Here is a 25410-nt window from a genome sequence, read left to right as displayed (position 1 = left end):
GCTATAGGTTGATTACTCGGCAGCCTGTGTGCTTGCGTCAGCATGCTTGTCACGCTGTCCGTCGCGGTAAAGCGCTTTGGTCAGCGAGACCATCATCAGGGCCATCACCATGGTAAATGGCAATGCACCGATGATCATCGCGTTGCGCAACGCATCCATCGGGTTGTTTTCCCCTGCAGCAAGGATCAGCGCGCCGATCACAGCCGTCAGGATCACCCCCCAGATGATGCGGTGCTTGATGCCGGTCTCCTGGCTGCCGCCGGACATGATGGTGTTCATCACCAGAATGCCCGAGTCAGCTGAGGTCACCAGGAAGGTCATGATCAGGATCACGCACATGACGTTCAGCATGGACAGTAGCCCTCCGTCGATCATGTAGGACAGGGTCACGAACAGCTTGTTGGTGTTCGAGGCACCAATGATCGCGCCTTCTGCGGCACCGGCCAGCTCCAGATCAATCGCGGTGCCACCCAGTACTGTCATCCAGGCGAAGCACACCAGTGCCGGTGCGAAGACACAGCCCAGAATGAACTCACGCACGGAGCGACCTTTGGAGATACGCGCCAGGAACAGGCCCACAAACGGCGAGAACGCAATCCACCAGGCCCAGTAGAACGTGGTCCAGCCAGACTGCCAGCCGAATTGACGGCCCTGCTCGCCCGCTGCATAAGCTGCGGCCAAAGTTGCTTCGTCCAACTCCGCAGCTGCGCCTTCCAGACCGCTCTTGAAGCCGTCAAAGCTGCCCCAGGCATTGGTAGCGCCACCCATCAGGGCGTCCGCATGCGCCTGCGCTTCGGCCGGAAGAGCCGCCGCAAAGGCTTCGGTCGACAACGGACCATATGCACCAAAGCTCAGCGAAAGGAAGTGCAGAAGGTAGTCAACCAGGGCCGTACCATATGTGGTCATGGCAAAGACGAAGGACCCGAAGATCACGAACGTGCCCAACAGGATGATCGACAGGACAAGGTTCAGGTTCGAGAGGTATTTAACACCGCGTCCCACACCCGAAACCGCCGAAATAATCGACAGACCCATGATGACGACCAGACCTGCAATCAGTCCAACTTTGCTTGGCGTCGGAACATCTCCGCCAAAGTCCATGATCCATTCCATGCCGGTGATGGCATAGAAACCGTCGATGAACTGGCTGACGCCAAAACCGATGGTCACGGACACACCCAGGATCGTTGCAACAACGCCCAGAACGTCGACCACATGGCCAAGGAATCCGTTCATCAAACGACCGAACAGCGGGGTCAGAGCCGCACGGATGGTCAGAGGCATGTCACGGGTATAGGCGTAATAGGCCAGCGACAGGCCAGTCACCACATAGATTGCCCAGGCGTGGAAGCCATAGTGCAGGAAGGTATACCGATAGGCCGACTGAACGGATTCGGGATCGTTGCCAGCAACTGCACCGGACACGACCTCGGGGTTTGATCCCCACAGGCCCAGCGGTTCAGCCGTAGCAAAAACCATCAAACCAACACCAAGACCGGCACCAAACATCATCGAGAACCACGAGAAGTTCGAGAACTCGGGCTTTTCGCCAGGTGTTCCCATCACCCGCTTCCCTGTCGACGGCAGGATCGCCACAATCACCAGAAAGATGGCAAACAGGCCGACAATAACAATGTAGAAGCTGTTGAAGATTTCCAGCAGCTTGCCATTCCAGCTACCGAGGGTGCTGTTGGCATTGGCCGGGAAGACAAGCGCCCACAGTACAAGGGCAACCATGATGCCCTTGCTGATCAGCGCAATCGGTACGCTGTAATTCTCATAGAAACCGGCATCCGCCGTTTCTATCTCTAGATCCGTAAATGGTTCAGGTAATGACATAAGGTTCCTCCCAGTTGTCACTTTTTCATTATTTTTCCGCACAGGTTAGTTGGCTTTTTACCATGAACCCGACGGGCCTTTGGTTCGAACACACGTGCCGATTTTCTCATGCAGCGTGGCGGTTAGCGCTACGTCTCCGGTAGCGGCACATTCAAGGATTACCGACGGTTCACATCTGGCAGCCGAGCATTGCTCGCCGACTGAAACGACGCGATCAGGTTCAGAAGTGGTCACGTCTGGCTCCAAATTCGGCAATTCCGATTCAGAGCAGAATGCAGCTACAGGGCGATATCAGTCAAACTCAATTAGCTTTAATTAACTTCAGTAAAGATGAAGTCGGTAACTTTCCTTGCCAGAATTCAACAACCGCATGGATCTACTTAGGTGCATGCATAGGGCAGACACTAATGATCTGAACCGCGCCAACAGGTCGTAATCTTTGAATAGCGTTGGGCCTATCCCGCCCTATCCGACGCGAAACCGGTTCAGTCAATTTCGGCCTCGGCCGGGTTGGTAATAGCTACAGTCCCCGTCGCATAGATCTCTATCAGGGCTTCGCCAGCCTGTGATCCATCTAGCTCCACCTCAATGATCTCAAGGAATTTTTCGGTCTCAATCGCAGCCACCGCCATTGTCCGCATATAGATTTCCCAAAGATTATACTTGCGTTTGGACGAAAGATTCCCATCATTCGATATACAGTCTCGTATTGTGAGAATTTCATTAACATGCACCTAGAACGTCTGATCCAGATACTTGAAATCATCGCAGTCGTCGGACGCCCTGTTTCGGTGGCAGAGGTTCAACGTGCAACCGATCTGCCCAAGCCCACATGTTACCGGCTCATTCAGTCACTTGTTGAACAAAATCTCCTCGACGAACCCTCTGATGACGGAAAATACATCATTGGCGAGCGGATGATCAGGATTGCCTTGCTTGGAAAGTCCGATGCCGATGTCCGACGCTGTGCAGCCCCCCTTATGCGCCTCGCAGCGACAAATTTTAATGAAACGGTTTTTCTTGCGCGCTTTCGCGACAACAAAGTTGAAATCATCCACGTAGAAACACCCGATGATCCCGCTCGTGCCTTCATTCATCCGGGCTTGGGCGTACGTCCCATGCATGCCTGCTCGTGCTCGAAAGCCATTGCCGCCTTTGCGGAACCGGAATTTCGCGAAAGCATCATGTCAGGGAGCCTGAAGGCGTATACTGAACACACCAAGACGACCGAAGATGAGCTACGCCGCGAATTCGAGATAATTAGCGAACGCGGCTTTGCCGATTGTGATCAGGAAATCGACATCGGAATTGCCAGCGTTGCGGCACCGGTATCGATCGGCAACATCGGAGCTACTTTCAGTATTGGTGCGGTTGGCCCCATTCGCCGGTTCCGCACCGAATACCGCATGAAGATCGGCGAGAAATTGAAAGGTTTGTCCAAGAAGGTCAGTGGCGCAATCCAGCTGTGCAACGTGACGGATACATAACGAAACGAACAACTACCGGCCCTTTTGGCCAAAAGGATGACACTGAGAATAGGAAAAATTCAACAAACCGGAGGAAACCAAATGAACCTGAGACCAGATCCAACGTTTCACGCCTCGCCTAAGCTTGCCATGCAGGCACCGGTGGAAAACTACGCCTTCACTGTTATGCTCAGCCCGGACGGATCGCAATCTGATGGCATCGCGGTCATTGACCTCAAACCGGACTCCGACACCTATGGCCAGATCGTACATCAGGTCATTGTCCCCAACAAAGGCGACGAATTTCACCATTTCGGCTGGAACGCCTGTTCGTCATCTCTGTCTCCTCTGACCGGACACGCCTTTCTGGAACGACGTTATCTGATCGTACCTGGAATCCGATCCTCACGTATTTACATCATCGACGTGAAAGACCCGTTGAAGGCCAAGATCCACAAGACGATCGAACCCGAAGAACTATTTGCAAAAACCGGGTATTCGCGCCCGCACACCATCCACTGCGGTCCCGAAGGGATCTATGTTTCCTGCCTTGGAGGTGGCGGCGAAGACGGTACAGACGGACCTCCGGGCATCTTCATTATGGATTGCGAGACGTTCGAAATTATCGGGCAATACGAGATGGATCGCGGCAAGCAGGACAAGCACTATGATTTCTGGTGGAATCTGCCGCAGGACTACATGGTTAGTTCCGAATGGGGTTTGCCGCCGCAGTTTGAAAACGGCGTGGTGCCCGAGGACCTGTTGTCGAACAAGTATGGTCATTCGATCCACTTCTGGGACTTGCGCGCGCGCAAGAATATCCAGACGATGGATTTCGGCGACAATTACCAGATGGCACTGGAAATTCGCCCTGCGCATGACCCGACAAAATCTTATGGTTTCTGTGGTGTCGTGGTGGACACCACCAACCTGCAAGGCGCAATTTTCACATGGTGGCGCGGTGACGACGGCAAATGGCAGTCCAAGAAAACGATCACCATCGATCCGCGCCCCGAAAAGCCCGAGAACCTGCCGCCACTGTTGCAAGGGTTCGAGGCCGTGCCGCCGCTGGTCACCGATATCGACCTGAGCCTAGACGACAAATACCTCTATGTTGCGTGCTGGGGGCTGGGCGAGATGCATCAATACGATGTCAGCGACCCGATGAACCCGAAGCTGACCGGAAAAGTCGAGCTGGGCGGCATCGCCCGCGGCACCAAGCACTCCAACGGCAAGGATTTTGCCTATGGCCCGCAAATGGTAGAAATCAGCCGCGACGGCAAGCGCGTCTACTGGACCAACTCGCTTTACTCCACCTGGGACAACCAGTTCTATCCCGACGACGAAGGCGGACAAATGGTGATGGCCGATGTGGGCGAAAACGGGGGGCTGACGCTGAACAATGACTTTTATGTCGACTTCCCCAAAGGTCTGCGCAGTCACCAAATTCGCCTGGAAGGCGGTGACTGTTCGACCGATAGCTTCTGCTATCCGTCCGTCTAAGAAATGGGCGACATAACAACAATGACAGCCCTTTGGTGGGCTGTCATTTTTTCTGGACTCTACCACGGTATCAACCCCGGCATGGGTTGGCCGCTGGCCGTTTCGGCGGCGTTGATGGAGCGAAAGCACAGCGCCCTGCCAAAAGCGCTGGCAATGCTGGCCACGGGGCATTTCCTCGCGATGATTGGCATCTTATTGCCGCTCTCACTGATGATGTTCCTTGTTCAGTGGGAAGTTCAAATCCGCGTGGTCGCCGGGTTTTTGGTCATCGCCATGGGCCTCTATCTGCTGATCAACCGAAGACATCCGAAAATTCTGGCGCGCGTGCACCCTGCACGGTTGGCGCTCTGGTCATTCCTCGCTGCGATGGCGCATGGGGCTGGTTTGATGCTGGTACCGATTTTTCTGGGCATCTGTGCGATTGGAGCGGACGAAACCGGTCATGCCGCAGCACAAACACTTATGAGCAGCAACGTGACGACTGCGTTTCTTGTTGCAGCAGTACACACGTTGTCGATGACAATTGCTGGCGGCACCATCGCAGTTGTGATCTACCTTTGGCTGGGGCTCAGGTTCCTCTCAAAGACATGGTTCAATCTTGATGTCGTCTGGGCACTCAGCCTCATCGCCGTCGGAGCATTCGGACTCTATGCAGCACTTTTTGGCCATTGAAATCGGTTACCCGACCAAATGGCACCTGTTCACGAGCTGGCAGAAACCAGCAATCCCGGCAGTTAATCTTTCAACGCATCTAGTGGCACCTGAAGCACCGCGTTGCCGATTTAGTCAGGTGGAGTTTCTCCTGCAGGCTCTGCCGCAAACTTTTCAACTTGATTACCTGGAATAACCCCGACCGGCATGATGCGTGAGACAATCTGCAAAGCGGACGCTCAACACGCTCGTTCAAAGAATGTCATTTTCCAAAGCACATCGTTGTTCACGCAATCTACTTTTACTCACGATACTCAGTGTCTTAACGCGATCTGGAGCAAATATTGGCAGAGCGGGGCGTTGCGGTTGATCATGTGACAATCAGAAGATTGGGTGGTGAAATTCTCGCCCCAGGTCAAGATTGAGATGCACAAATGCAAGCGCCCTAGTGCAGTTTCATGGCGCATGGACAAAACCCATCTCAAAGTGCGCGGCCATTGGATGTATCGGTATCGAGCGGTTGATCGCGACGGCGAAACCCTTGATTTTATGCCGTTTGAAAGCCGCGACACCGCGGCGGCCAAGCAATTCTTCGCGGAGGCATTGGCCAACAAAGGCATTCCGTTGCAGATCGTGGTCGACAAAACCGTCCCTCTCGCTGCAAATCTGTTTTCATCCCAAGATCAAACATCTTCTTTAAACTGCTTACGCAACCAGTCCACAAAGATCTCGACCTCTGGTCGTACAGATTTTTTGGAAACAGGTTGCATTAGGAAATGTGCATCCGGATGTGGCAGCGGTTTGCCGGCAAATCGAACGCCCGAGGCGAGCCCATTTTCGGTATTGACCAGTCGCGAGAACACTAGGGCATAGCCACCGCCACTCGCGACAAGTTGCAGCGCCGAAATGGTTGTGTCTACCAGGTATTGCGGGGCGTCTTGCGGCTTGGTGCAGTCATATGCGCTCAAGTATCGTTCCCAATGGCCTTCATGGCCCAATATGTGAACAAATGGACCAGACAGCAGATCCTGCACTTGCTTTGCACTGTTCTTCCGGCCTTTGGCGCATATCGGGACGATCGTTTCATCAGAGAGCTTATCGGAGAGTGCGTCGGTCCAGTTGCCACGACCCAAGCGTAGCTCTACGTCGATCTCTTCTAAATTGGTGGTCTCTGTCCAGATATTTGTCACAAGGCGAAGATTTATCGTCGGGTGGTCTTTCTTGAACGACGGAAGACGGGGCGCAAGCCAAAGTGAAGCGGTCGATATCGGCGCCTTGATCGTAACTGTCTTCGTCGCCATCGACCCGAAAAGGTTTGCCGAGGCCATATCGATATCAGCAAGCGCCTGCCGGACAGTTGAGCAATAAGCCTGACCAATCTCTGTGAGAGACAGATGTCTTGCGCGCCTCACAAATAACTTGTGCTGCAACTGCTGTTCCAATGATCGGATGTGCAGGCTGACGGCAGCCTGCGTCAGCCCCAATTCGACGCTTGCACTGGTAAAATTCAGATGTCGGGCCGCGGCTTCAAAGCTACGCAGCCAGGTTAGACTTATCTGGTTGGACGGCATTTACCACCAAGAAAAATTTGCGTTAGCTCGGTTTATTTATCATTTTTCTTTTATCAGCAAGTTCTCAAATAGGGTCTGGTTTTGTTCATTCACTCGACCAGGAGATAAGGACATGACTGAAAAACAGGATGTGTCGCAAACTCTGGGGTCTAGTTGACGAGCATGCATGATCTGAGGTTTTTACTAGTCGAATAATTTTCGAACAGGTTATTTGAGCATGATCTCGTTAAAGGGCTGTCATTTCCCCAAGGATGCAGTTTTGTACGCTGTTTTCTTCTATCTGCGGTACACGGTGTCCTATCGTGACTTGGAAGAGATCATGGCTGAGCGCGGTGTCCGAGTTGACCATGCCACTTTGAATAGGTGGGTGGTGAAATACTCGCCTATCGTCGCAGCTCGTGCGCTGTCAAAGAAGCGTCCAACGCCGAGTTCATGGCGCATGGACGAAACCTATATTCGTGTTCGCGGCAACTGGATGTACCTCTATCGGGCCATCGACAAAGCTGGGAATACTCTTGATTTCATGTTGTCTGAGCGCAGGAACCGTCCAGCAGCAGCAAGGTTCTTTGCCAAAGCGCTGTCTTCAAATGGAATCCCGAGCAAGATCGTCATCGACAAAAGCGGCGCCAACGCGGCTGGCATTCGAGTGGTGAACAAAATCCTTAATCGGTTTGGCTGCCCAGCCAAAATCCAAACGGTCAGGTCCAAGTATTTGAATAACCTAATCGAACAGGATCATCGGTTTATCAAGTGTCGTGTACGGCATATGTGTGGGTTCAAATCGTTCAGATCCGCATCAGCTACTTTGGACGGCATCGAGGTCGCCAAAATGATCCGGAAGCGGCAATTCCCCAGCACTACCACGTCGGGCTTTCGGCTGTTTGCCGAGATCGCAGAATAGGTGTGTCCGGTAGTTGACTGCCTATGGTCGTTGCAAAAGTTTGCGACACATCCAGTTCACAATGAGGAACGAACGGCGGCCCTGCGGACATAGCTGCAATTCGCCCTTTCCCAAAATCCTCTTTGTGTCGCAGTCTTGCGCGTGACGTCCGCTTGACGACACGACCCCTATCAAACGATCATCTCAGAACTGTCATGTGGTACTTCAAGGGAGATCTCATGGAAGTATTCGGAAGTGAAGCACAGCGACGCATGTCAACCATGGGCGAGCATCTTATGCAGCTGTTGGGTGATGACCCTCGGTTTTGTAGCCATGGGCGTGGTATACAGATTGCCAACGAGTATAGCGGGGCGTTGGATGATGCCGTCGCAATGGCCCGAATTCTTGGCATCACGGCGATAGAAAGCATACCGCGTGAGGAGGTGGCGACGGCGCGAGAACGAATTGAAAGCGAGGGTTTAAAAACCGACACGATTGCTTGCTATCTTGGCGGTCTGAACTGTGTCGAAGCCGCTCGCCAAGTGGTCGCAACTCATGCTTTGCCCGAGGATTTAACCATACGAGTGATTGATCGCAGCTCTCCACCAGAATGGCTTGAAGCTTTCGCGGAAGTCGCGTTGAGCCATGGTGTTCTACCGCCAATAGGGCCGGTGATGCGCGGATTGTCTCGTCCCGGGTTTGCTATGGTCGTCGTTGATCGATCAGGTGCTCCAGTCGCAACTGCGGGTTCAGTTCTGTGTCATCCCTCCAGCAGTCGGCTGCATAGTCGCGCACAATGGGGGCAACTCTCGACCAAACCTGAACGCATGGGCGAGGGCATTGCAAAAGTCTTGGGGGCGATAGCACTAATACACTCGCATGAAAAGCTTGGCGCCACAGGGTTCAAGACAGGCATCGCTCCGGGTAACATTCCCTCTGCACGGCTTTGCGAAAGACTTGGCTTGGAGGACAGTGGAAACGACATAGTCGCGATCATTGACCCTCACGTATACTCAGAAGATCGGTTAACCAAGTGACCCATCCGGCTGTCTGTGGTCGCATTGTGTAAGCAATATTACCAAGAGCCTGAGTTGGTCTCTTGAAAAAGCTGTCTGAAGTGAGCGCATATGGGACCAAAAGCCCCAGAAGGTTGGGAGAACAACTGGGCGCAAACCATGCCAGGGCAAAGCTTCAACGTGATGATGCGCCTCTACGGACCGCTCGAGCCTTGGTTCGTCAAAACCTGGCGTCCTGGTGATCTGAAATTGGTAGAATAAAGCGACGGCCACGACTATCGGGCGACGCTACTTGTTGGCGTCGCCTGGCATTTTCTTTGGTGTCCACTTTGGTCTCAAAGCGGAAATCCATTTTCGGGAGCACTGCCATCTTTCTTTAATTCTAGATTTATTCCTGAACCAACTGCCTCCACTACTACTGCAGTTGCAAAATATCCGGGACGCAGAGTTTTCTTTTGGCAGGCATTTTGTCTGCACCATCTGATCGTTTCAGTCGCTTCGGGCCGTCCTTGACCTTGATTTTCGGCTTAGCTAGCGGGCCTTTTAGAGTCACTGGCCAGGGGCTTTTCGAAAGAGGTTCGCCAATCTTGCGGGGCTGTAGATCTAAATCCAAGACCTTGCCAGCCACATCGACCCCGCCAAAAACGACAACTTGGACATGATCCGTTTCCAAGGTGGTTTGTTTCGTCGAAATACTTCCATTGGAGATACTAATCGGCGCGCGCAAGCACACGATCGGAGCAACCTTTTGTTTTTCTTTGGTAAACACCCAAGGTAGCACACCCAGCCCCGCCAAATCCAAAAGCTGGGTCTCGATCGAGCCATCACGTAATGAAACTGTGGCGTTGCCGTTCATGCTGTTGACAAAGTGCTTGGGTGAATCGGTTCCTCCTGACACCGAAAAATCTGCATAAATCGTACCGCTTGCACCTTTTTTGAAGTTCAGTCCGTGAAGAATGTCATCCAGCTGCCAGCCGCCTGCCTTGCCGGTCAACGTGAGCAGGTGCGCGTCGTTCGATAGATCCATTTGCCCGCTGACGTCGAAATGAGCGCCTCCGTATTCAAATTTCAAAGGCCCAGCTTTAAGCTCATTTTTGTTAAGCGTCAGTTCGCTCTGCAATCTGCTAATGCCTTTGGCACCCTCTATGTGCCGAAGGTCAATGTCGACATCCATATCCATACCGGACAAGAGAACTGAACGCCCAATTGGTTTAAGCGTCACATCTCTCAAAGGGCCAGCGTCATCTGCTTCTTGATTGGCGTCTTCCTCGTCGGGCTCCGAACCGCCTAGCTTCCGCAACTGTGCAGCGGCCTGAATGATCGTTCGAATATGATCTATCTTTATCAGGTCACTCTCTATGGAACCCTTCAGCACAGGATCACTTGTTGCATCATCAAGATCGGCGACAATTTCCAGGACAGATTCAGAAATCTCGACATTGGCACTCGCGTTCCAATCGGAGCCTTCGCTAGCGAGGTCAATCTCAAGGCGAGCCTGTCCGGTTTCCACGCGTTCAAGCGATAGTGCATCCAAAAGGTCTGCACCTGATGGGACTTCAACATCGATTGCCAAATCCAGGTCCTCAAATTTGAGTACATTCTTGACAGTGCCATGTACTTCGAGGTTCCAGACTTCTGTTTCACTTGTCTTTCCATCTAAATTCGTCAGCGATAGCTGATTGATGTCGCCATTCAAATGAAAGTCGCCGGAAAATCTGCCGAGTTGGTCGTCCGGTCCTAACAGTTCTGGTGAGATCAAACTGCTTGCCGGAATATCCATTAGACCTTCTGCTGATATTCCTTGTAACTGCAGCGCGTCATCGACCGAACCGTCCAAAATGATAAACGGATCAGCCGGGTCCCCAATTCTCAAGTTGATGCTTCCGACCCTTAAGCTGCCTTCTGGTGTTCTGGAAAGTTCGGAGAACTTGATCGGAGGCGGGCCCTCGCCAGACGTGTCCAATGTGAATCCGTTGGTCTTAATGACCATTTGCCGCTGCGGAATCTGCCCGGGGACGCTGTCGATAACCATGTCGACCGAGATAAGTTTAAGATCATACCGCGATGCGGCGGGGGCTGGTTCAGCATCTTCAGGATACAACCGAATGCGGGTTGTCAACGATACGTCTTCCGGATTTCCCAATTCTCCGATTTGTCCTGTCAGCGAGAGGCTTTGCCCGCCATCCAACTCCGTCAAAACACTTAGATCATCAATCCGAGCAACGCCGTCGACCGATTTGAATGTTGCACCAATACTTCCTGAACCTTCCAGGACACGGTCAAGCTTCAGGATATCGAGAAGCTGGCCAAGTTCTACAACCTCTAGGGTCGTCTTCACTTGCAGCCCGTCTTCTATGGGGGATTCCTCTGCGGTAATCGAAATCTGTTCGAAGTTCACCGCTACCTGAAACGGGTCTTCCGCAGGGAATGTCGCGTTCAGATCAAACCTCTCTCCGTTTAGCGAACCGGCCCCAACTGCGGTCGCAACGTCGGTTTCCGTATCGCGTTTTAGAAGCAGCTCAGAAAGCTGCAGATCCAGCTCAAGCCCGTTTAGATCGTTTTGGTAAAAAACGGTGATATCGGTCAGGTCAATTTTATGGTCCGTTAGAACTCCAGCCAAAGGCATTTTAGGAGACTTAGCAGCTTGCCCGGCTTCTACATCTGATTGGGAAAGGGACTGCCAGTTTCCGACGCCGTCTTTGCCTGTGATCAGGTTCAGGTGAACGCCCGAGAGAGAAAGGTTGCTCAGCGATAGATTACTGTTCCAGAGGTCGCGCGTGGAAATTTCGAACTCAAGTTCGTCGATTGCTGCCAGATTCTCGTTCGCTCTCCGCGAACCGGGTAGTACCAGCCCCGCCGCTGACACCTGCAAGTGCCGGCCAAGGCCCAGACGCACTTCATCCTCTATGATGACGTCCTGACCAAGTTTCTTGGAGATCAGGTTTTCAACGAAGGTGGTCCTTACAGAAGAAAACAACGTAGAAGACAGGAAAAGCCAAGCTGCTAACACAGCCACAAACGCGACAGCGCAACAAACCAATACACCTTTTGCAACGTATCGCACGCTTTTCTCCTAATGTTCCGATTCATACGTTGGGCAACCTAAACCATTTATTTGTTAGGTTAATGGATTATATGGTCGGTAAATTTCCCGACCTCTGAATGATCTTGACCGTACAGCTGATAACTCTCGCTGATTTGGTCGGACAGCTAAATCACGGGTAGATGACAAAATAACTTTTGTACCGCTGACCCAGCTTCCAATCAGCTGGCTTGAAGTGAGTTTGACCGACCAGAACTGGACACGTTGCAGGGGTTGCGACTTCAGCGGCTCGACGCATCCCCAAGCTATTGGCAGCCAGATTTCCTCAATTTCCCACATTTATCTAATTACTGTTATATGTGAATTCTTCAAACGACGAGGATAGGATGAACTCACTAACTAGAATAACACGTGGGATAGGCGTCGCTTTCAAAGACGGTAGAGTGAAAGGCATTCTTGCCTTCACAGTTGGAATGATTTTATGGGCCTCGGTCTTTTACCACTTTGTCGAAGGTTGGAGTTGGCTCGACTCAATCTACTTTTCTGTCGTGACCATTTCGACCGTGGGGTTTGGTGACTTCTCACCTGAAACCGCGGCAGGGAAGATCTTCACAATGATTTACATCGTCGTGGGCCTCGGTGTCTTCGTGACCGCGGCGACCACAGTGGCGGATACAATCTTGTCCCAGGACGACAAAAAAGCGGACTAATAGACTGCACTCAAATGAGCCAAACCGAGTTCCTGCACAGGCATTGGCCCGTCTGTGCATCTCAAGCTGCGGCCTGGATTCATTTGCGTCTTCAAGCTGATAGATGATCACTAAAACTAAAAAAAATATACATATTATGTTTTTTGAGTATAACATTCAAAAAACATATGGAGGGATGGAATGGAAAAGACACAGGACGCAAAGATTGTCGATCTAGCGATACGATTGCTCTTTCTCGGACTATTTCTCTACAGCGCTTTGGTCATGGTGGCCCCGCTTGCGAGCGTGGTTATCTGGGCAACGATCCTTTGTGTGGCGCTTTACCCGGCATTTGATTGGCTTCAGTCCAAGCTTGGAGGTCGGAAAAAACTTGCCACGACGATCTTGGTTTTGTTGGGCCTTGTTCTGACCCTCGGGCCAGTCGCTACCGCGGTGTCTGGTGCCGCAGAACTTGGGTCTGAATTCGCGGAACAAGCAGACAAAGGTGAGTTGAAAGTCCCACCTGCGCCCGAGGGTCTCAAGGAATTGCCCTTGGTGGGAGACAAAATAGCCGATGTTTGGGGGATGTTTGAGCGCAATCTTGACGGCGCGCTTACGAAATATGGCGCGCAAATCCTTGAGATCACCAAGTCGCTGTTTGGAAAGGTGTTGGGCATCGGCATCGGGCTTCTTGGCTTAGCTCTGTCCGTATTGATAATGGGGGCGTTGTTCAGCCCCGGGCCAAATATGGTCCAAGGTCTTCAGCGCTTTGCCAACCGTGTTTTCGCTCCGCGCGGTGGAGAATTCGTAACACTGGCAGGCGCAACAATTCGGAACGTAACAAAAGGCGTGATTGGCGTAGCTGCCATTCAAGCGGTCTGCGTTTGGATACTGTTGGCTTTGTTTGGGATTTCTTCGGCCGCCACGTTGGCATTCATCTGCCTGATACTCTCGATTATCCAAATCGGGCCCGGATTGGTTCTAATACCGGTAATTATCTACGCTTGGAGTTCCATGTCCGGCGGGACTGCTTTGATCTTCACCATATTGGCCGTTCCCGTCATGATAATGGACAGTTTTCTAAGACCCGTGTTCATTTCAAAAGGCCTTGAGACTCCCATGTTGGTCATCCTCATCGGTGTTCTCGGAGGTATGATGGCGTACGGTCTGATCGGTGTCTTTATGGGGCCGGTTCTCTTCGCTGTCTTCTATGAGCTGTTCAAGGTTTGGATTGATACCTCGCCCGAAGCCGAGGGCGCTGCTGAAGGTGCGGCGAAATGAGGAAGACAATATGGACAACCCTGGCTGTCATTCTGATTTTTCTTGTTTGGTACCTGGTCGCTGATCGGAAAACGCCATTTACTGGGAACGCCAGAGTAAAAGCCGTGGCGACCCAAATCGTCCCGCAGGTGACTGGCACCGTGACTGAAGTCTTGGTCGAAAATGGTCAGATTGTCTCGGCCGGAGATATCCTTGTCCGGATCGACCCGCGACCCTACGAGATTCAGCGCGACAAAGCGGAAGCTGACCTCGAAGCAGCCACTCAAGAAGTGGGCGCATCTTCGGCAGAGGTGAGAGCGGCACAGGCCAAACTAGCAAGGGCGCAAAGCGATCTGGATACGATGCGCATTCAAACGGAACGCGTGTTCGCGCTCGAAAAGAAAGGGTTGATTGCCGTCACAAAGGCCGATGATGCGCGAGGGCAACTGGCAGAGTCTGAGGCAAACTATGAGAACGCAAAAGCGGATCTGGAAAAAGCAAAACAGAGGCTTGGTGACGACGGGATTGAAAACCCGAAAATCCAGCGCGCGTTGGCCGCCTTGGCAGATGCAGAGCTTAACCTTGAATGGACTGTACTACGTGCTCCGGCGACAGGTGTCATCTCTAACTTGCTGATAGCCCCCGGAACATATGCGCGATCAGGCCAGGATCTATTGACGTTTCTGGACGCGACTGACGTCTGGATCGAGGCCTATTTTTCCGAAAACAACCTAGGAAGAGCCTCGATAGGGTCTCCGGTTGACGTAGTGTTGGACATGCATCCAGGTCAGATTATTCCGGGTGTCATTGAGAGCTTTAGTGCGGCTGTTTCCTTAAGTGGCGGTGATGTGCCCGGACAATTGGCGAGCCCGCCAAGCACCAAAGGTTTTTTGCGGGAGCCTGAGAGATTCCCAGTCAGGATCGTTTTGCCCGGCTATGAAGCAGGAAGCACCGAAGATGACCTTCGCTTTCAGCTGAACGGTCAGGCCGATGTGATCATGTACCTAAGCGACAACTCGTTGCTGAACCTCGTAGGTCGCACCTACATCCGCGTGGTTTCAATTCTGTCCTATGCGTACTGAGGACCAACGCTCTGTCACCCGGCTTGCGCTGGGTGTTACCGGCGTCTTTTCATTGGGCCTATTTCTTGGGTGGCCGCTTGCCGTCGTCGGGGCGGTGTTCGCCGCCCTTTTTCTGCAAGCACCTGCCGCATTGCCTTTGACAGCATTTGCGAAGCTCTTTGTCTTCTCTATTGGGTTGATGTTCATTTCGTTCCTGGTGTCGTCGATCTTCTCACCATATCCGCTTGTATTTCTGATGCTGGTGGCGATTGGAATAATCCTGTCTTTCATGTGGTCAGTTTCCGGCGCCGGAGTATTACCCGGTGTCATAGCTCTCATGGGGGCATTGATGATCCCAAACTTGGTTCTGCAATCACAGGACCTGGCTTTGGTGCTCGTGTATTGGATACCGTTGAACCTGCTGTTCGCAGGCTTCATATCGACACTGATGTTCGTATTGATACCCGCTGAACCTCAAACGGCGGCTCAAAAAAAAGCTGCAGCGCCGCCAAGCTTCGACCCACATCGTCGCATAGTCAGGATGTCGCTTGTCACAGTCCCGTTTGCTATGGCATTTTTTGTTTCCGGCGCGTCTGCATTGCTGGTTCTGTTCTTTGTCGCGCTGCTGAGCCAGCAACTTGCGGCAATGCCCGCTGCAGGCAAAACAGTTGCAAAAGCAATGCTGACGGCAAACCTTCTTGGGGCGGCAGTATCCATCATTTGTTATGAAATAAACGTAATAGCTCCGGTTATTCTCACCCCCATTTTGCTGTGTTTTTTCTTTTGCCTGACACTCGGAGCACTCGGTAAATCTCAAGCCCCGCTCGCCACCGCTGCCGGCTCTGCTATTACAACGGCTCTCATAGTATATGGCGGGTCGGTTGCGCCGTTTTCAGACGAGGCTGACGTCAAGAGCATCATTCGAGTTTTACAAGTTGCCAGCGCCGCATTTTTTGTAATCATCGCATATGTCGTGGTAGATGAATTCTGGCCGGAAAAAGAGCGCCAGGCGGCTCAATGAAGTTAGTTGCAACAAGGCCTGGCGCTGAAACCGACAGAGTTCTCAACTTGACCAATTCTACTTAGGGTCAGGATTCATAACCAGTACATAACGGTTGCCTCGAGTGCGAAGGCTGAGAGGAAGACCTTGGGACTACCGTCATAACGTGTCGCCACGCGCCTCCAATCCTTGAGCCTGCCGAACATGATCTCGATCCGGTTGCGGCGTTTGTATTTGCGCTTATCGTATTTGACCGGTGTCTTGCGTTGCTTACGGCCTGGGATGCAGGCGCGTATCCTTTTGTCTTTTAACGCTTCACGGAACCAGTCGGCGTCATAGCCGCGATCCCCGAGCAGCCAATACACGTTCAGTATGCTGCTGAGCAGAGCCCGAGCATCGATGTAATCGCTGACCTGCCCGGCGGTAACGAACAGGTTGAGCGGGCGACCTTGGCTATCACAGATAGCTTGCAGCTTGGTATTCATGCCGCCTTTGGTTCTGCCAATCAGGCGGCCACGCCCCCCTTTTTGACGCCCAAGCTGGACGCCGTGCGATGGGCTTTTAGATATGTGGCGTCGATCATAACCATCTTCTTTTCACCGTGCTCGGCAGCTAGACCAGCCATCATCCGTGCGAAGATGCCTTTCTCGCTCCAACGCTTCCACCGGCTGTAGAGCGTCTTTTGAGGTCCGGATTCCCAGGGCACATCTCGCCAACGCAACCCATTGCGATTAATGAAGATAATCCCGCTCAACACCCTTCTATCATCGACCCGTTGCCTGCCGTGCTACTTCGGGAAGAAAGGGGAAAGCTTGGCCATATGCTCGTCTGTCAGCCAATAAAGGTCGCTCATGTCATCGCTCCATATTTGGAGTTGTGAATCACGCAGCGCAGCAAAAATCAATGCATCCTGAGCCTAACATAGATCCAAGCGAAAGCTTCCTTCGCACCAAAAGTCAATTCATGGCAAGCGTTGTTGAATGGCCGCTAACCGAGACTGTGAATGCTTTTTATGCGAGAGTAGCGAACGGCGGGTAGGCTCGCATCAACGAAACTGCAAATTCCTGTCTTGAAGGTCCGCTTCGGGCTGCTAGCGGCCTATCGTGCTTGCTGCGGAGAATGGCAACACTGAGCCCAAGGTGTTCATGTTGCAATAGGAATGAGCGGCAGCGACAAATCAGGGTACAGACATCAACGTTGTGAGTAGCGGTTCGTTTTGACCATGCGACGTGCTGATGTCACGCAGCGAACATAGCCTCACCGCGATCTTGGAGATCGTTAGGCTTCTTGGTCGCTTTGTCTGCAAATTCAGGCGATGTTCAATGTCCCGAATTGGTTTTCGCTATACTGCAAAGCAGATCAACATGTTGATCCAACCAATCTTCGTCCAGTGCCTCGTGACGTATGAGTTTGCGGAAATAAGGTGCAGCCACTGCTAGTTCTATAAGCTGGTCAACCGGAACGTCGGCGGTGATCTCACCGCGGCCTATTGCGGCTGCAAATACTGCTTCAACACTTGCAAACCTGTCTTTCATAAATTCAGTGATCACCAACCGCGCTTCTGCATCGGTGGACGCAGCAGCGACAACTTGAGGCGCGATTTGACCCCATGGTGTGTCATTCAAAGCTCCCATCAGTACTCCGAGTAACCAGCGCAGATCAGATCGCAGCGGGCCATCGGTTTTGGGTGGTATGTTCGGCGGTGTTGCGATGCGCCTGAATGCTGCATCACGCAGACTGCGCGCATCTGGCCAGTGCCTGTAAAGTGTGCTGCGCGAAATGCCCGTTGCCTTCGAAACTGCGCCATGAGTTACGTGCAGCACGCCCTCATCCACTAGTATCTTTTGCGCGGCATCAAGCGCGGTCTGTCGTGTGGCGATCAGCCTAGGATCTTCTTTCAATCGTCCCTCCTATAGAACATCTTGTTGCATAGTAGAACATTTTGTTCTAAAAGTATGGTCGGTCAAAACCTAAATCCCACAAACACGTCTTTTCAAAACGGGAGCGTATCAATGTTCAAAGTGGCAGCAACCCCGCTGGTGGTACTCTTATCGATGGGCGCGACAACCGCATTGTCCGAGAGTGGTACCTACGAGCTGGATCCTGGACACAGCCAGGTATTGTTCAGCTACAACCACATCGGGTTCTCAGAAACATATGGAATGTTCTCAGGTTTTAGCGGTGAGATAGAGTTCAACGAAGATGATCCGTCTGCGTCATCTGTCACAGTGTCTATGCCTGTAAAATCTATGATCACGGGCTGGGATGCCCGTTTGCAACACTTCATGTCCGATGACTTTTTTAGCGCGAGTGACGGTGACGTGGTCACATTCGCCTCAACCAGCATTGAAGTGACCGGGGACAATTCCGCGAATATTTCTGGCGACCTGACCATGAATGGCGTCACCAAACCTGTTGTTCTGGAAACAACGCTTAACAAGTCGGCGCCATACCCGTTTGGCCCAAAAGAGGGCACGCCAACCTTGGGGCTGGCAGCCACGGCGACTATCGTGCGGTCTGAATTCGGACTTGGGGCGTTTGCACCTGCGGTGAGCGACGAAATAGAGCTCTTGATCAATATCGAAGCGTTAAAGGCTGAATGATGTGTGCAAGTGCGCTGATACTGCGTTCAGCACTCAATCTTTTTGATTGGCAGATGGTCAACACGATGAATGTGCACCTGAGAACATTGGCGGTTGCTGTGACGGTAGTGGTATTGATGTGCTCAATGGCGTCCGCGCAAGAGCGCTCCTTGCCGGAGCGCACCTCGCCCCGTCCCGAAACGACAAGCGGCGTACCGCATACTCAGATTGGTGTCGAAATTAATGCCGATTTGGCCCAGTTATTGCTGGAGCGAGTTGCGCAATTCCCAGGGGTCACACTTGGCCCAACACGCATATCATTACCTGGCGCGCTTGGCTTTCAGCTTGATCCTGACATGTTGTTGTCTCAACCGAACTCTATCGTCGGTGGGTTTGAGTTTGCGCATATGCATCCTGATGGCAGCTTGCACGCTTCGCTGCACCCCGCAATGGCCCGACGGGCAATTGAGGCTGGTTGGGCCGTAGGACACCCTTGGGCTGATCAACGCCCCGGATGGAGCGGCTTTGTGATGATTTATACACCGACCACACCAGAAGAGTTGGATGTCGTCATCGATCTGGTCGAAAGTTCGTACACCTTCATCACCGGCAACACCTTGGGTTAAACCTGTTTTGCCCGAAAGTGTGCGGTGGTGCCTGCTTCCTTAAAGAGTGCTGTTTCAGCCGCCTTGCTTTTCACGGTCAATTTCTTTCTTACATTCTTGCCGTGGCGAAGCGCTCGGAGCGCGCGTTCAAACCTTCAGCACCAATAGTAACTCCCGTCCCGCGCAGTTGAATTTGCAAAGCTCAGTGGCGAATGCCCGCTTTGGGCTGCGACCAACCAATTGAACTGATCGCAGAGAATGGCGTATCTGCGCCCAAAGCGACCATTCCGGTATCTAATGACAAAGTGGGTGTTCATGTCTTTGGGCTCACTTCACGGGTTTTTCGGTGAACCGGCGAACTGCGAGGACCGAAGCAGCATAATCCCCCAGTGAAATCCCTCTGAAAGCAAAAGCCGCCGGTTTATTGCGTGCTCGGACGTCGACTTTGCCAGCGACCAATTCCGTCAAGTCGCCAGCAATTTGCTCGTATGGCAACATCGGCTTGTCGCTTTCCAGCTCCTGCAAACGGTCGTCGACAATTACCGTTTTAATACCAGTCAAGTGCGCCGGCACCCACGGGATGCACGCATCAGTTATGGTTGCGAAGGCAGTCGGCTTCAGCCATCGGGCATCCAAGAAGGGTTCAATGGAGTAGTCCAACGTTATCGAAGTCACTATCAGATCGGCATCACTCAAAGCGTCCTTGGCATCGGCGCATGTTTCAGCTTCGAGGCCCATGCCCAGAGCATAACGACAAAGCTTGTCGGCATTCTCTTTACCACGCCCGAACACGCGGATTCGTTTCAAGGGAAACTGTTCTGAAAACGCAGCTAGATGGGAGTGAGCTTGCACGCCCGCACCCACAAAAGCCACCGTCTCGGCATGAGGGTCAGCAAGCCGTCGCGCTGCCACCACTGACAGAGCCGCAGTTCTGATTGCCGTAATCCAATTCGCTCCCAAGACCGCGCGAAGTAGTCCGGTTTGCGCATCCATAACCATGATGGCACCGTTTATCGCGGGAAGACCCCTCGCCGGGTTTTCCGGACACACTGTAACCTGCTTGGTCACGATGAATCCATCATCTCCCATTGCCAAAGTAGACATTGCGTAGCGCCCATCGCCGGGCAAGATGACTGTCTTAGGAGAAGTGTGAAGCTTTCCTTCTGCCTTGGCTATTAAAGCAGCCTCGATGGCATCGGCAACTTCCGAAGGTTGGATGCCTAAACCCCCGAGGTCGTCGTCAGACAGGTAAATTAAGGTGTTCTCAGAAGTCACAGAGTCCCTCACTTAAGCAATTTGGCTTTTTAACTGAATACATTGTCTTCGGCAGTTCTTCCTATCGGTTTACCTTCACAGAAGTATTTTGGCTGTAACTTTTGATCGCCCGATCCAATGCGCAAAAAAAATGCGCCTTCATTTTTCTGAAAATGTGAACCTAGCCGAACGCCTGATTTGTCCATTAGGCCGACTTTGTGCGGTCTGAACCAACCCGATGACCTACTGAGATCGTCAGACGACAGGTTCGGGCCCATTGGTAGTTAAAGTTGCGAATTGTTCGAACGACACTTTGCAGATCAGATTCCGGGCGACTTCAGGTCGGGATCACAATCCGACACACCAACCCACCCAGCGATTCAGAGCGGTCCAGATCTAGTCTGGCATCGTAGGCTTTCAGTAAGTCGACCGCGATCGCCAGCCCAAGCCCGCTGCCAACGACCGAGGTGTCCAGTCGTCCGCCGGATCGCAAGGCTTCGCGGTGGGCGTCTTCTGGAATTCCGGGACCGTCATCCTCGATACTGATTTCGATACATTTCTGCTTACGTTTCGCGGTCAGCCGTACCGCGCTTCGACACCATTTGACTGCGTTGTCCAGAAGATTGCCCAAAATCTCTTCTATGTCCTGCGTATCCATGCGCACCCAAAGACCCGGATCGCCATCGATCTGCAGTGATTTACCTTCGCGGTCCGCCATGGCCGAGAAAAGCCGCGCCAGGCGCTCGATGGAGTTAGACAGATCGGTCCGCGAATGGGTCAGGTCCGCAGCGTTCAAAGCCCGCAGCCTGGCCAGAGATCGACCAAGTTGAGCATCGATCCTGTCCAGCGCCTCTTGTGCGGTATCTGTCACCGCTCCGGTGTCGGACAATGTCACAAGTTCATTGCGCAATATGGCTGTAGGAGTTTTCAATGCGTGTGCCAGATCTGCGGCCTGGCGGCGCGAACCCGAGACGATCTCGCGGTTCCGACGCAACAGCTGGTTCAGGTCCTCGACCAATGGCGAGACCTCTTCGGGGTAATCTGTTGGCCTAAGGTCTTCATCCTGATCCCAGCGATGGGCCACATCCGTACGCAGCTTTCGCAATGGTCCCAGAACAACTGAAATCAGAAACAACGAGCCGGCTAAACCGATCAGGCCAACTAGGCCAAACACCGGCAGCAGGCTTTTCTGCGCCGCGCGCCGCTCGGCCACGAGCTGAGCCTGACTTTCGGCGACGCTGACGCCCCATACCGTGCCATCTTCATAAGTGATCTTCTGAAAAGCACTGCGCAGCACTTCATTCTCCGGACCGCTTGTGTCCCAGAGTGTGGGGATGTCAGGAATACCGGGAGGTTCCGCGATGACCTCATCAAACAGCGAGCGAGAGGTGAAGACCACACCGTCGGCGCTGCTGACCTGCCAGTACCGTCCGGAATAGGGGGTGCCATAAGCCGGGTCAAATATCAGATCCCGTAGGGCATCCGGGTTTTCGGTTGTGACATTCAGCCCAACAACCAGCTGTGTGTGACGATCCAGCAGCGCAGAGTCGAACCGGTTGGACACCCGTGCATCAATGTATGAGAAAACCGCCAGTGTACCTACGCCCACAGACACTGCCCCAGATGCAATTCCCCCCAGCAATGCCCGTTGTCGCAGCGATAACATCAGGCCGAATCGATCATATATCCACGACCCCGAACCGTTGTGATCAGGTCAGTGCCAAGCTTCTTGCGCAGACGGGTAACAAATACGGCGATGGTGTTCGAATCCCGGTCTCCATCGTATTCATAGATATGCTCTGAAAGTTCTGATCGTGAAATCATCCGACCAGAATTATGCGCCAGATAAGTCAGCACCGCGATTTCTTGAGCAGTCAGGTCAACCGGCACGCCATCGGCTGTCACCCGGCCGTTACGGGTATCCAGAATGACGTTTCCCATTTCAATCACGGGATTCAGCTGTCCACTTTGCCGTCGCAGGATGGCGCGAACACGCGCGGCCAGTTCGGGCATGTGGAACGGTTTGGTCATATAGTCATCTGCGCCCGCATCCAGGCCGTCGACCCTTTCGCTCCAGCCATCGCGGGCAGTCAGAATCAGCACCGGTGTTTTGACACCCTCGTTGCGCCATTCGCGCAGAATCGAAATGCCGTCGCGCTCTGGAAGGCCGAGGTCAAGGATGATCATGTCATATGGTTCGGTCGCACCCAGATGCAGGGCGTCGAGCCCACTATTGGCGACATCCACAACGCGGCCTTCTGCGTTCAGGAGTTTTTTGATCTGTTCGCAGAGGTGCGGTTCGTCTTCTGCCAGCAATACTCTCATACTTAGGGACTATAGGCGAGCGAATGGAAGTATAACCATTACTTTTTGCCCCCGCCGTTACCTCCGCCATTACCACCGGAGTTACCACCGCCGTTACCGCCGCCGTTGCCACCGGAATTACCACCACCGTTACCACCGGAATTACCGCCACCATTGCCACCGGAGTTACCGCCGCTATTGCCTTTGTTTGCAGATTTCCCCTGCGAAGTGCCCTTGCCGGATTTACCCGGCGCAGCGCGGGCAGCTTCAGAAATCTGGCGGCCAACGACGGATCGGTTGGAGACAACAACACCCGTCTGAGCGTTGACGATGACACTGACGATTTTACCATCCGGTTTCTTGACGAGAATACGGTAATATAGCCTGTCAGCCTGAAAGGCGCGCGCGTCAACTGGCGTTCCACCAAAAGCCTTTTCAACGCCTTTGATTACTTTTTTCAAACGAATGGCACTGCCTGAGGTTGTCGCCTTGCGCAACTCGGATTGCGTCAACTCACGTGCAGAAGCCTGTCCCTCTCCGGGGTGGAGAAAGGCAAGTAGACAGGCAATGGCAATAAGCTTTTTCATCCTTGTCACTCATTACTGCGAAAACGCCGGCTCAATCTACCGATTTCTATGTGAACCTACGGTGAACAGCCAGTTACGCGTGGGTTCAACGATGATGGGTTTAGATCAGGGGTGTCGGACTCTGTTTTCGACACCCAGTTTTTGCGTCTGCTCGCCGCTGATTACCGTGACAGACAAGAATCGCACCTGACGAACGAGGACCAATATGAACACCAAACCGATCAACCTGCTAAAAGCCTCTGCTATTGCCATCGCCCTGCTGGGCTCGACCGCGATTGTCGGAGCTGTCGCGTTTCCTGATGCTGCTTATGCCAAAGGGGGAAACGGCGGCGGTAACGGAAACGGCGGCGGCAATGGCAACGGCGGTGGAAACGGCAATGGTGGTGGAAACGGTAATGGCGGATCTGGTGCGTCCATTAGCGATAGTGATAAAGCGGCCGGAAAATCTAACCGGAAATCTTCCAACGCGGGTAAGTCAAAGTCATCGGGAAAAAACAAGTTTTCCTTGAAAGACCTGTTTGGGGGCAAAAAGACCAAAGCCAAATCCACAGCCGTAAAGACCGTACGCAAAAGTCAACCAGTGGATCAGGTGACCAAAGCAATTCGCCCCGCCCCGAAACCGAAAGGGTACAAGATGGCGGATCTGCTGGGCGTGCACCCATCTGAACTAGGCGCACTGAACGCCGCCAACGCTAATGAGAATGCTCTCAAGAACGCCTCTCCTAATTCCCGTGTGGGCCGCATCGCCGCATTTCTTGACGCGGTTCTGGCCGGAGATGAATTGCGTGAGGAGCTTGCGGAAACACAGGCACAGCTGGATGGCATGACCCCGCCGGACCGCCCGGTCTCTGAGATCGAAGAGGACCTTGATGCGGCTCTGACAGATGTTCAGGAGAAGCAGGATCGCGTGAACGAGCTTGAGGACGCTCTTGCCGATGCCGGGGGCACAGATCCGGATATAGAAGCAGAGCTTAAGGACGCCAATAACGAACTTCAGGGAGCCCTCGATACGGCCGAAGACCTAGGCGCCGAACGGCAGGCTGCGGTCGACTACAACGATACGGTGGCAGAAGTCGATGCGCTGACTGAGGCTGTAGAAAATCAACCGCAGACCGAGCGTGAAGCGTTGGAGGCTGCCGCCAACAAGCCTGTGACGGATGAGGTCGAAGCTGCCGTAAAAACTCTGCTTGGTCTTGATAGCTGATTGCTGATTGTCCAATCAATCATCAGGTCAAATAGACCCGAGCCAGCAGGCATAACAACATCACAAATAAAAAAACCCGCTCCGATCCGGAGCGGGTTTCACTACATCCCAGACAACACCACGTGACTTGGGATATACGCAGACGTTCTGTTGAGAGATCAGACGCCCCGTTTTGCCTCTTCTAGTCGCTTATTGTTGATAATTTCAGACAGTGCATTTTCGATAGGAGGGAAGCGACCGTTGCTCGAATTCGTGATGTTTGACATTTCACCGCCTGAGACGGTGCGCGAGGATTGCATTGCTGTAGGAATGCTAGGCGCACCCTCATTGGCAGTATTGATCATGCTGTTCCCCTTCAGTGCATCCGGGCACGCATTGATCGGCCCTGAGTAAGGAAGTATGAACGATAACGGTTGAACACTCTGAGAATACATTGTTCACGTTCGGTTAATGTTGTTGCGTATGAGTGGACAAATTGGGAGGGGGCATTGACCGCCGTATAAGGAAATGCTTCCATTTTGATTTTATTTCCCGATGGCGGCTTTGTCCCGCATGGCCACTGTCCAAAGCTCCACACCACTGCATCTTGGATTAAAAGTCCGCTTCCGATGCTATTGCCGCCGTTTGTAGGGCTTGTTGATGCAAGCGCGGCGAAGGTCTGCCGTGTGGCCTTACTGCCAAGTAGCCTGTGGCACGTCGATTGAAGGCCATCGTTCTGGATGAACGTTGTCAACAAGATTGGGCGGCAGCTTTATTGGGATTCACGCGGCAATTTACTGGGAATACGCAGAGCAGGCAGAAAAAGCCCTGAAAAGGGCTGAGCAGCCTCATCTGACTGGTTCAATTTGATTGTTAGTGCATCATTGGCCTGTGATCCATTGAGATGATGGTTTCG

Annotated in this window: 23 protein-coding genes and 2 pseudogenes; 14 read left to right on the top strand and 11 right to left on the bottom strand. The window is 52.8% G+C overall.

Annotated features, from left to right (window positions below):
* Positions 1–12 precede the first annotated feature (12 nt).
* Positions 13–1839, bottom strand: a complete 1827-nt coding sequence (locus tag AC2FJV_RS11565) for a BCCT family transporter (RefSeq protein ID WP_496689449.1) — start codon at positions 1837–1839, stop codon at positions 13–15.
* 485 nt (positions 1840–2324) lie between these two features.
* Positions 2325–2480, bottom strand: coding sequence for a hypothetical protein (locus tag AC2FJV_RS11560; RefSeq protein WP_281995035.1), 156 nt, complete (start codon positions 2478–2480; stop codon positions 2325–2327).
* A gap of 87 nt (positions 2481–2567) precedes the next feature.
* Here AC2FJV_RS11560 and AC2FJV_RS11555 point away from each other — a divergent pair, with 87 nt between their 5' ends.
* From AC2FJV_RS11555 to AC2FJV_RS11540, 4 genes and pseudogenes are all read left to right on the top strand, one after another.
* Positions 2568–3326, top strand: a complete 759-nt coding sequence (locus tag AC2FJV_RS11555) for an IclR family transcriptional regulator (RefSeq protein ID WP_496689451.1) — start codon at positions 2568–2570, stop codon at positions 3324–3326.
* Between the two features lie 81 nt (positions 3327–3407).
* Entirely contained in the window at positions 3408–4808 is a 1401-nt protein-coding gene (locus AC2FJV_RS11550) for a selenium-binding protein SBP56-related protein (protein ID WP_281995033.1), read from the top strand.
* A gap of 3 nt (positions 4809–4811) precedes the next feature.
* Positions 4812–5480 carry a hypothetical protein gene (locus AC2FJV_RS11545; protein ID WP_496713784.1) on the top strand — a complete coding sequence of 223 codons (669 nt, stop codon included), beginning with the start codon at positions 4812–4814 and terminating at the stop codon, positions 5478–5480.
* A gap of 405 nt (positions 5481–5885) precedes the next feature.
* A pseudogene (locus AC2FJV_RS11540) lies at positions 5886–6101 on the top strand (DDE-type integrase/transposase/recombinase); the annotation flags it as partial.
* Positions 6102–6142: 41 nt separating this feature from the next.
* Here the strand turns inward: AC2FJV_RS11540 and AC2FJV_RS11535 are convergent.
* Positions 6143–7030, bottom strand: coding sequence for a LysR family transcriptional regulator (locus tag AC2FJV_RS11535; RefSeq protein ID WP_496713783.1), 888 nt, complete (start codon positions 7028–7030; stop codon positions 6143–6145).
* A gap of 217 nt (positions 7031–7247) precedes the next feature.
* Here AC2FJV_RS11535 and AC2FJV_RS11530 point away from each other — a divergent pair, with 217 nt between their 5' ends.
* The 3 genes from AC2FJV_RS11530 to AC2FJV_RS11520 all read left to right on the top strand — a co-directional run bounded on the left by AC2FJV_RS11530 (position 7248) and on the right by AC2FJV_RS11520 (position 9187).
* Complete coding sequence (locus AC2FJV_RS11530; protein ID WP_281995032.1) at positions 7248–7931, top strand: IS6 family transposase; 684 nt, start codon at positions 7248–7250, stop codon at positions 7929–7931.
* Positions 7932–8149: 218 nt separating this feature from the next.
* Complete coding sequence (locus AC2FJV_RS11525) at positions 8150–8947, top strand: GNAT family N-acetyltransferase (RefSeq protein WP_496689456.1); 798 nt, start codon at positions 8150–8152, stop codon at positions 8945–8947.
* Positions 8948–9037: 90 nt separating this feature from the next.
* Complete coding sequence (locus AC2FJV_RS11520; protein ID WP_496713782.1) at positions 9038–9187, top strand: DUF1214 domain-containing protein; 150 nt, start codon at positions 9038–9040, stop codon at positions 9185–9187.
* A 154-nt stretch (positions 9188–9341) separates the two neighbouring features.
* Here the strand turns inward: AC2FJV_RS11520 and AC2FJV_RS11515 are convergent, their stop codons facing one another.
* On the bottom strand, positions 9342–11990 hold the full coding sequence (locus tag AC2FJV_RS11515) for an AsmA family protein (protein WP_496713781.1): 2649 nt from the start codon (positions 11988–11990) through the stop codon (positions 9342–9344).
* Between the two features lie 422 nt (positions 11991–12412).
* On the opposite strand from AC2FJV_RS11515, the gene AC2FJV_RS11510 reads away from it, so the two are divergent.
* The 4 genes from AC2FJV_RS11510 to AC2FJV_RS11495 all read left to right on the top strand — a co-directional run bounded on the left by AC2FJV_RS11510 (position 12413) and on the right by AC2FJV_RS11495 (position 16000).
* Positions 12413–12679 (top strand): potassium channel family protein, encoded by a 267-nt coding sequence (locus AC2FJV_RS11510; RefSeq protein WP_496713780.1) that lies wholly within the window; start codon positions 12413–12415, stop codon positions 12677–12679.
* Positions 12680–12859: 180 nt separating this feature from the next.
* Positions 12860–13939, top strand: coding sequence for an AI-2E family transporter (locus tag AC2FJV_RS11505; RefSeq protein WP_496713779.1), 1080 nt, complete (start codon positions 12860–12862; stop codon positions 13937–13939).
* Positions 13936–15000 carry an HlyD family secretion protein gene (locus AC2FJV_RS11500; protein WP_282121608.1) on the top strand — a complete coding sequence of 355 codons (1065 nt, stop codon included), beginning with the start codon at positions 13936–13938 and terminating at the stop codon, positions 14998–15000. Before AC2FJV_RS11505 ends, AC2FJV_RS11500 begins: the two co-directional genes overlap by 4 nt.
* Positions 14990–16000 carry a DUF2955 domain-containing protein gene (locus tag AC2FJV_RS11495; protein ID WP_496713778.1) on the top strand — a complete coding sequence of 337 codons (1011 nt, stop codon included), beginning with the start codon at positions 14990–14992 and terminating at the stop codon, positions 15998–16000. The genes AC2FJV_RS11500 and AC2FJV_RS11495 overlap by 11 nt, the downstream gene beginning before the upstream one ends.
* A 74-nt stretch (positions 16001–16074) precedes the next feature.
* Here the strand turns inward: AC2FJV_RS11495 and AC2FJV_RS11490 are convergent.
* Positions 16075–16832 (bottom strand): annotated as a pseudogene (locus AC2FJV_RS11490) (IS5 family transposase).
* A 466-nt stretch (positions 16833–17298) separates the two neighbouring features.
* The gene (locus AC2FJV_RS11485; protein ID WP_496713777.1) at positions 17299–17880 is read right to left on the bottom strand and encodes a TetR/AcrR family transcriptional regulator; all 582 of its coding nucleotides are present in this window, start codon (positions 17878–17880) and stop codon (positions 17299–17301) included.
* Positions 17881–17991: 111 nt separating this feature from the next.
* On the opposite strand from AC2FJV_RS11485, the gene AC2FJV_RS11480 reads away from it, so the two are divergent.
* Both AC2FJV_RS11480 and AC2FJV_RS11475 read left to right on the top strand, forming a co-directional pair.
* A complete protein-coding gene (locus tag AC2FJV_RS11480) occupies positions 17992–18582 on the top strand; it encodes a YceI family protein (RefSeq protein WP_496713776.1) in 591 nt (196 codons plus the stop codon).
* Positions 18583–18635: 53 nt separating this feature from the next.
* Positions 18636–19187 (top strand): luciferase domain-containing protein, encoded by a 552-nt coding sequence (locus tag AC2FJV_RS11475; protein WP_496713775.1) that lies wholly within the window; start codon positions 18636–18638, stop codon positions 19185–19187.
* Positions 19188–19493: 306 nt separating this feature from the next.
* Here AC2FJV_RS11475 and AC2FJV_RS11470 read toward each other — a convergent pair whose 3' ends face one another.
* From AC2FJV_RS11470 to AC2FJV_RS11455, 4 genes are all read right to left on the bottom strand, one after another.
* Positions 19494–20441, bottom strand: a complete 948-nt coding sequence (locus AC2FJV_RS11470) for an ornithine cyclodeaminase family protein (protein ID WP_496713774.1) — start codon at positions 20439–20441, stop codon at positions 19494–19496.
* 316 nt (positions 20442–20757) lie between these two features.
* Entirely contained in the window at positions 20758–22029 is a 1272-nt protein-coding gene (locus AC2FJV_RS11465) for a sensor histidine kinase (protein WP_496713773.1), read from the bottom strand.
* Between the two features lie 56 nt (positions 22030–22085).
* A complete protein-coding gene (locus AC2FJV_RS11460) occupies positions 22086–22745 on the bottom strand; it encodes a response regulator transcription factor (protein WP_142636050.1) in 660 nt (219 codons plus the stop codon).
* A 38-nt stretch (positions 22746–22783) separates the two neighbouring features.
* Positions 22784–23311 carry a PepSY domain-containing protein gene (locus AC2FJV_RS11455; protein WP_142636048.1) on the bottom strand — a complete coding sequence of 176 codons (528 nt, stop codon included), beginning with the start codon at positions 23309–23311 and terminating at the stop codon, positions 22784–22786.
* Positions 23312–23516: 205 nt separating this feature from the next.
* Here AC2FJV_RS11455 and AC2FJV_RS11450 point away from each other — a divergent pair, with 205 nt between their 5' ends.
* On the top strand, positions 23517–24515 hold the full coding sequence (locus tag AC2FJV_RS11450; RefSeq protein ID WP_496713772.1) for a hypothetical protein: 999 nt from the start codon (positions 23517–23519) through the stop codon (positions 24513–24515).
* 158 nt (positions 24516–24673) lie between these two features.
* On the opposite strand, the gene AC2FJV_RS11445 is transcribed toward AC2FJV_RS11450, so the two are convergent.
* Entirely contained in the window at positions 24674–24859 is a 186-nt protein-coding gene (locus AC2FJV_RS11445) for a hypothetical protein (RefSeq protein WP_142636042.1), read from the bottom strand.
* Positions 24860–25410 lie beyond the last annotated feature (551 nt).

This window comes from Ruegeria sp. CDSA241 (assembly GCF_059611265.1).
Note: the sequence above shows the minus strand (reverse complement) of the source record. Positions and strands in the feature narration are given on the sequence as shown.

Coding starts and splice junctions, on each gene's coding strand:
- AC2FJV_RS11555 (WP_496689451.1), top strand. CDS start 2,568: ATGCACCTAGAACGTCTGATCCAGATACTTGAAATCATCGCAGTCGTC.
- AC2FJV_RS11530 (WP_281995032.1), top strand. CDS start 7,248: ATGATCTCGTTAAAGGGCTGTCATTTCCCCAAGGATGCAGTTTTGTAC.
- AC2FJV_RS11545 (WP_496713784.1), top strand. CDS start 4,812: ATGGGCGACATAACAACAATGACAGCCCTTTGGTGGGCTGTCATTTTT.
- AC2FJV_RS11565 (WP_496689449.1), bottom strand. CDS start 1,839: ATGTCATTACCTGAACCATTTACGGATCTAGAGATAGAAACGGCGGAT.
- AC2FJV_RS11495 (WP_496713778.1), top strand. CDS start 14,990: ATGCGTACTGAGGACCAACGCTCTGTCACCCGGCTTGCGCTGGGTGTT.
- AC2FJV_RS11560 (WP_281995035.1), bottom strand. CDS start 2,480: ATGCGGACAATGGCGGTGGCTGCGATTGAGACCGAAAAATTCCTTGAG.
- AC2FJV_RS11450 (WP_496713772.1), top strand. CDS start 23,517: ATGAACACCAAACCGATCAACCTGCTAAAAGCCTCTGCTATTGCCATC.
- AC2FJV_RS11455 (WP_142636048.1), bottom strand. CDS start 23,311: ATGAAAAAGCTTATTGCCATTGCCTGTCTACTTGCCTTTCTCCACCCC.
- AC2FJV_RS11500 (WP_282121608.1), top strand. CDS start 13,936: ATGAGGAAGACAATATGGACAACCCTGGCTGTCATTCTGATTTTTCTT.
- AC2FJV_RS11550 (WP_281995033.1), top strand. CDS start 3,408: ATGAACCTGAGACCAGATCCAACGTTTCACGCCTCGCCTAAGCTTGCC.
- AC2FJV_RS11445 (WP_142636042.1), bottom strand. CDS start 24,859: ATGATCAATACTGCCAATGAGGGTGCGCCTAGCATTCCTACAGCAATG.
- AC2FJV_RS11525 (WP_496689456.1), top strand. CDS start 8,150: ATGGAAGTATTCGGAAGTGAAGCACAGCGACGCATGTCAACCATGGGC.
- AC2FJV_RS11520 (WP_496713782.1), top strand. CDS start 9,038: ATGGGACCAAAAGCCCCAGAAGGTTGGGAGAACAACTGGGCGCAAACC.
- AC2FJV_RS11505 (WP_496713779.1), top strand. CDS start 12,860: ATGGAAAAGACACAGGACGCAAAGATTGTCGATCTAGCGATACGATTG.
- AC2FJV_RS11475 (WP_496713775.1), top strand. CDS start 18,636: ATGGTCAACACGATGAATGTGCACCTGAGAACATTGGCGGTTGCTGTG.
- AC2FJV_RS11460 (WP_142636050.1), bottom strand. CDS start 22,745: ATGAGAGTATTGCTGGCAGAAGACGAACCGCACCTCTGCGAACAGATC.
- AC2FJV_RS11480 (WP_496713776.1), top strand. CDS start 17,992: ATGTTCAAAGTGGCAGCAACCCCGCTGGTGGTACTCTTATCGATGGGC.
- AC2FJV_RS11535 (WP_496713783.1), bottom strand. CDS start 7,030: ATGCCGTCCAACCAGATAAGTCTAACCTGGCTGCGTAGCTTTGAAGCC.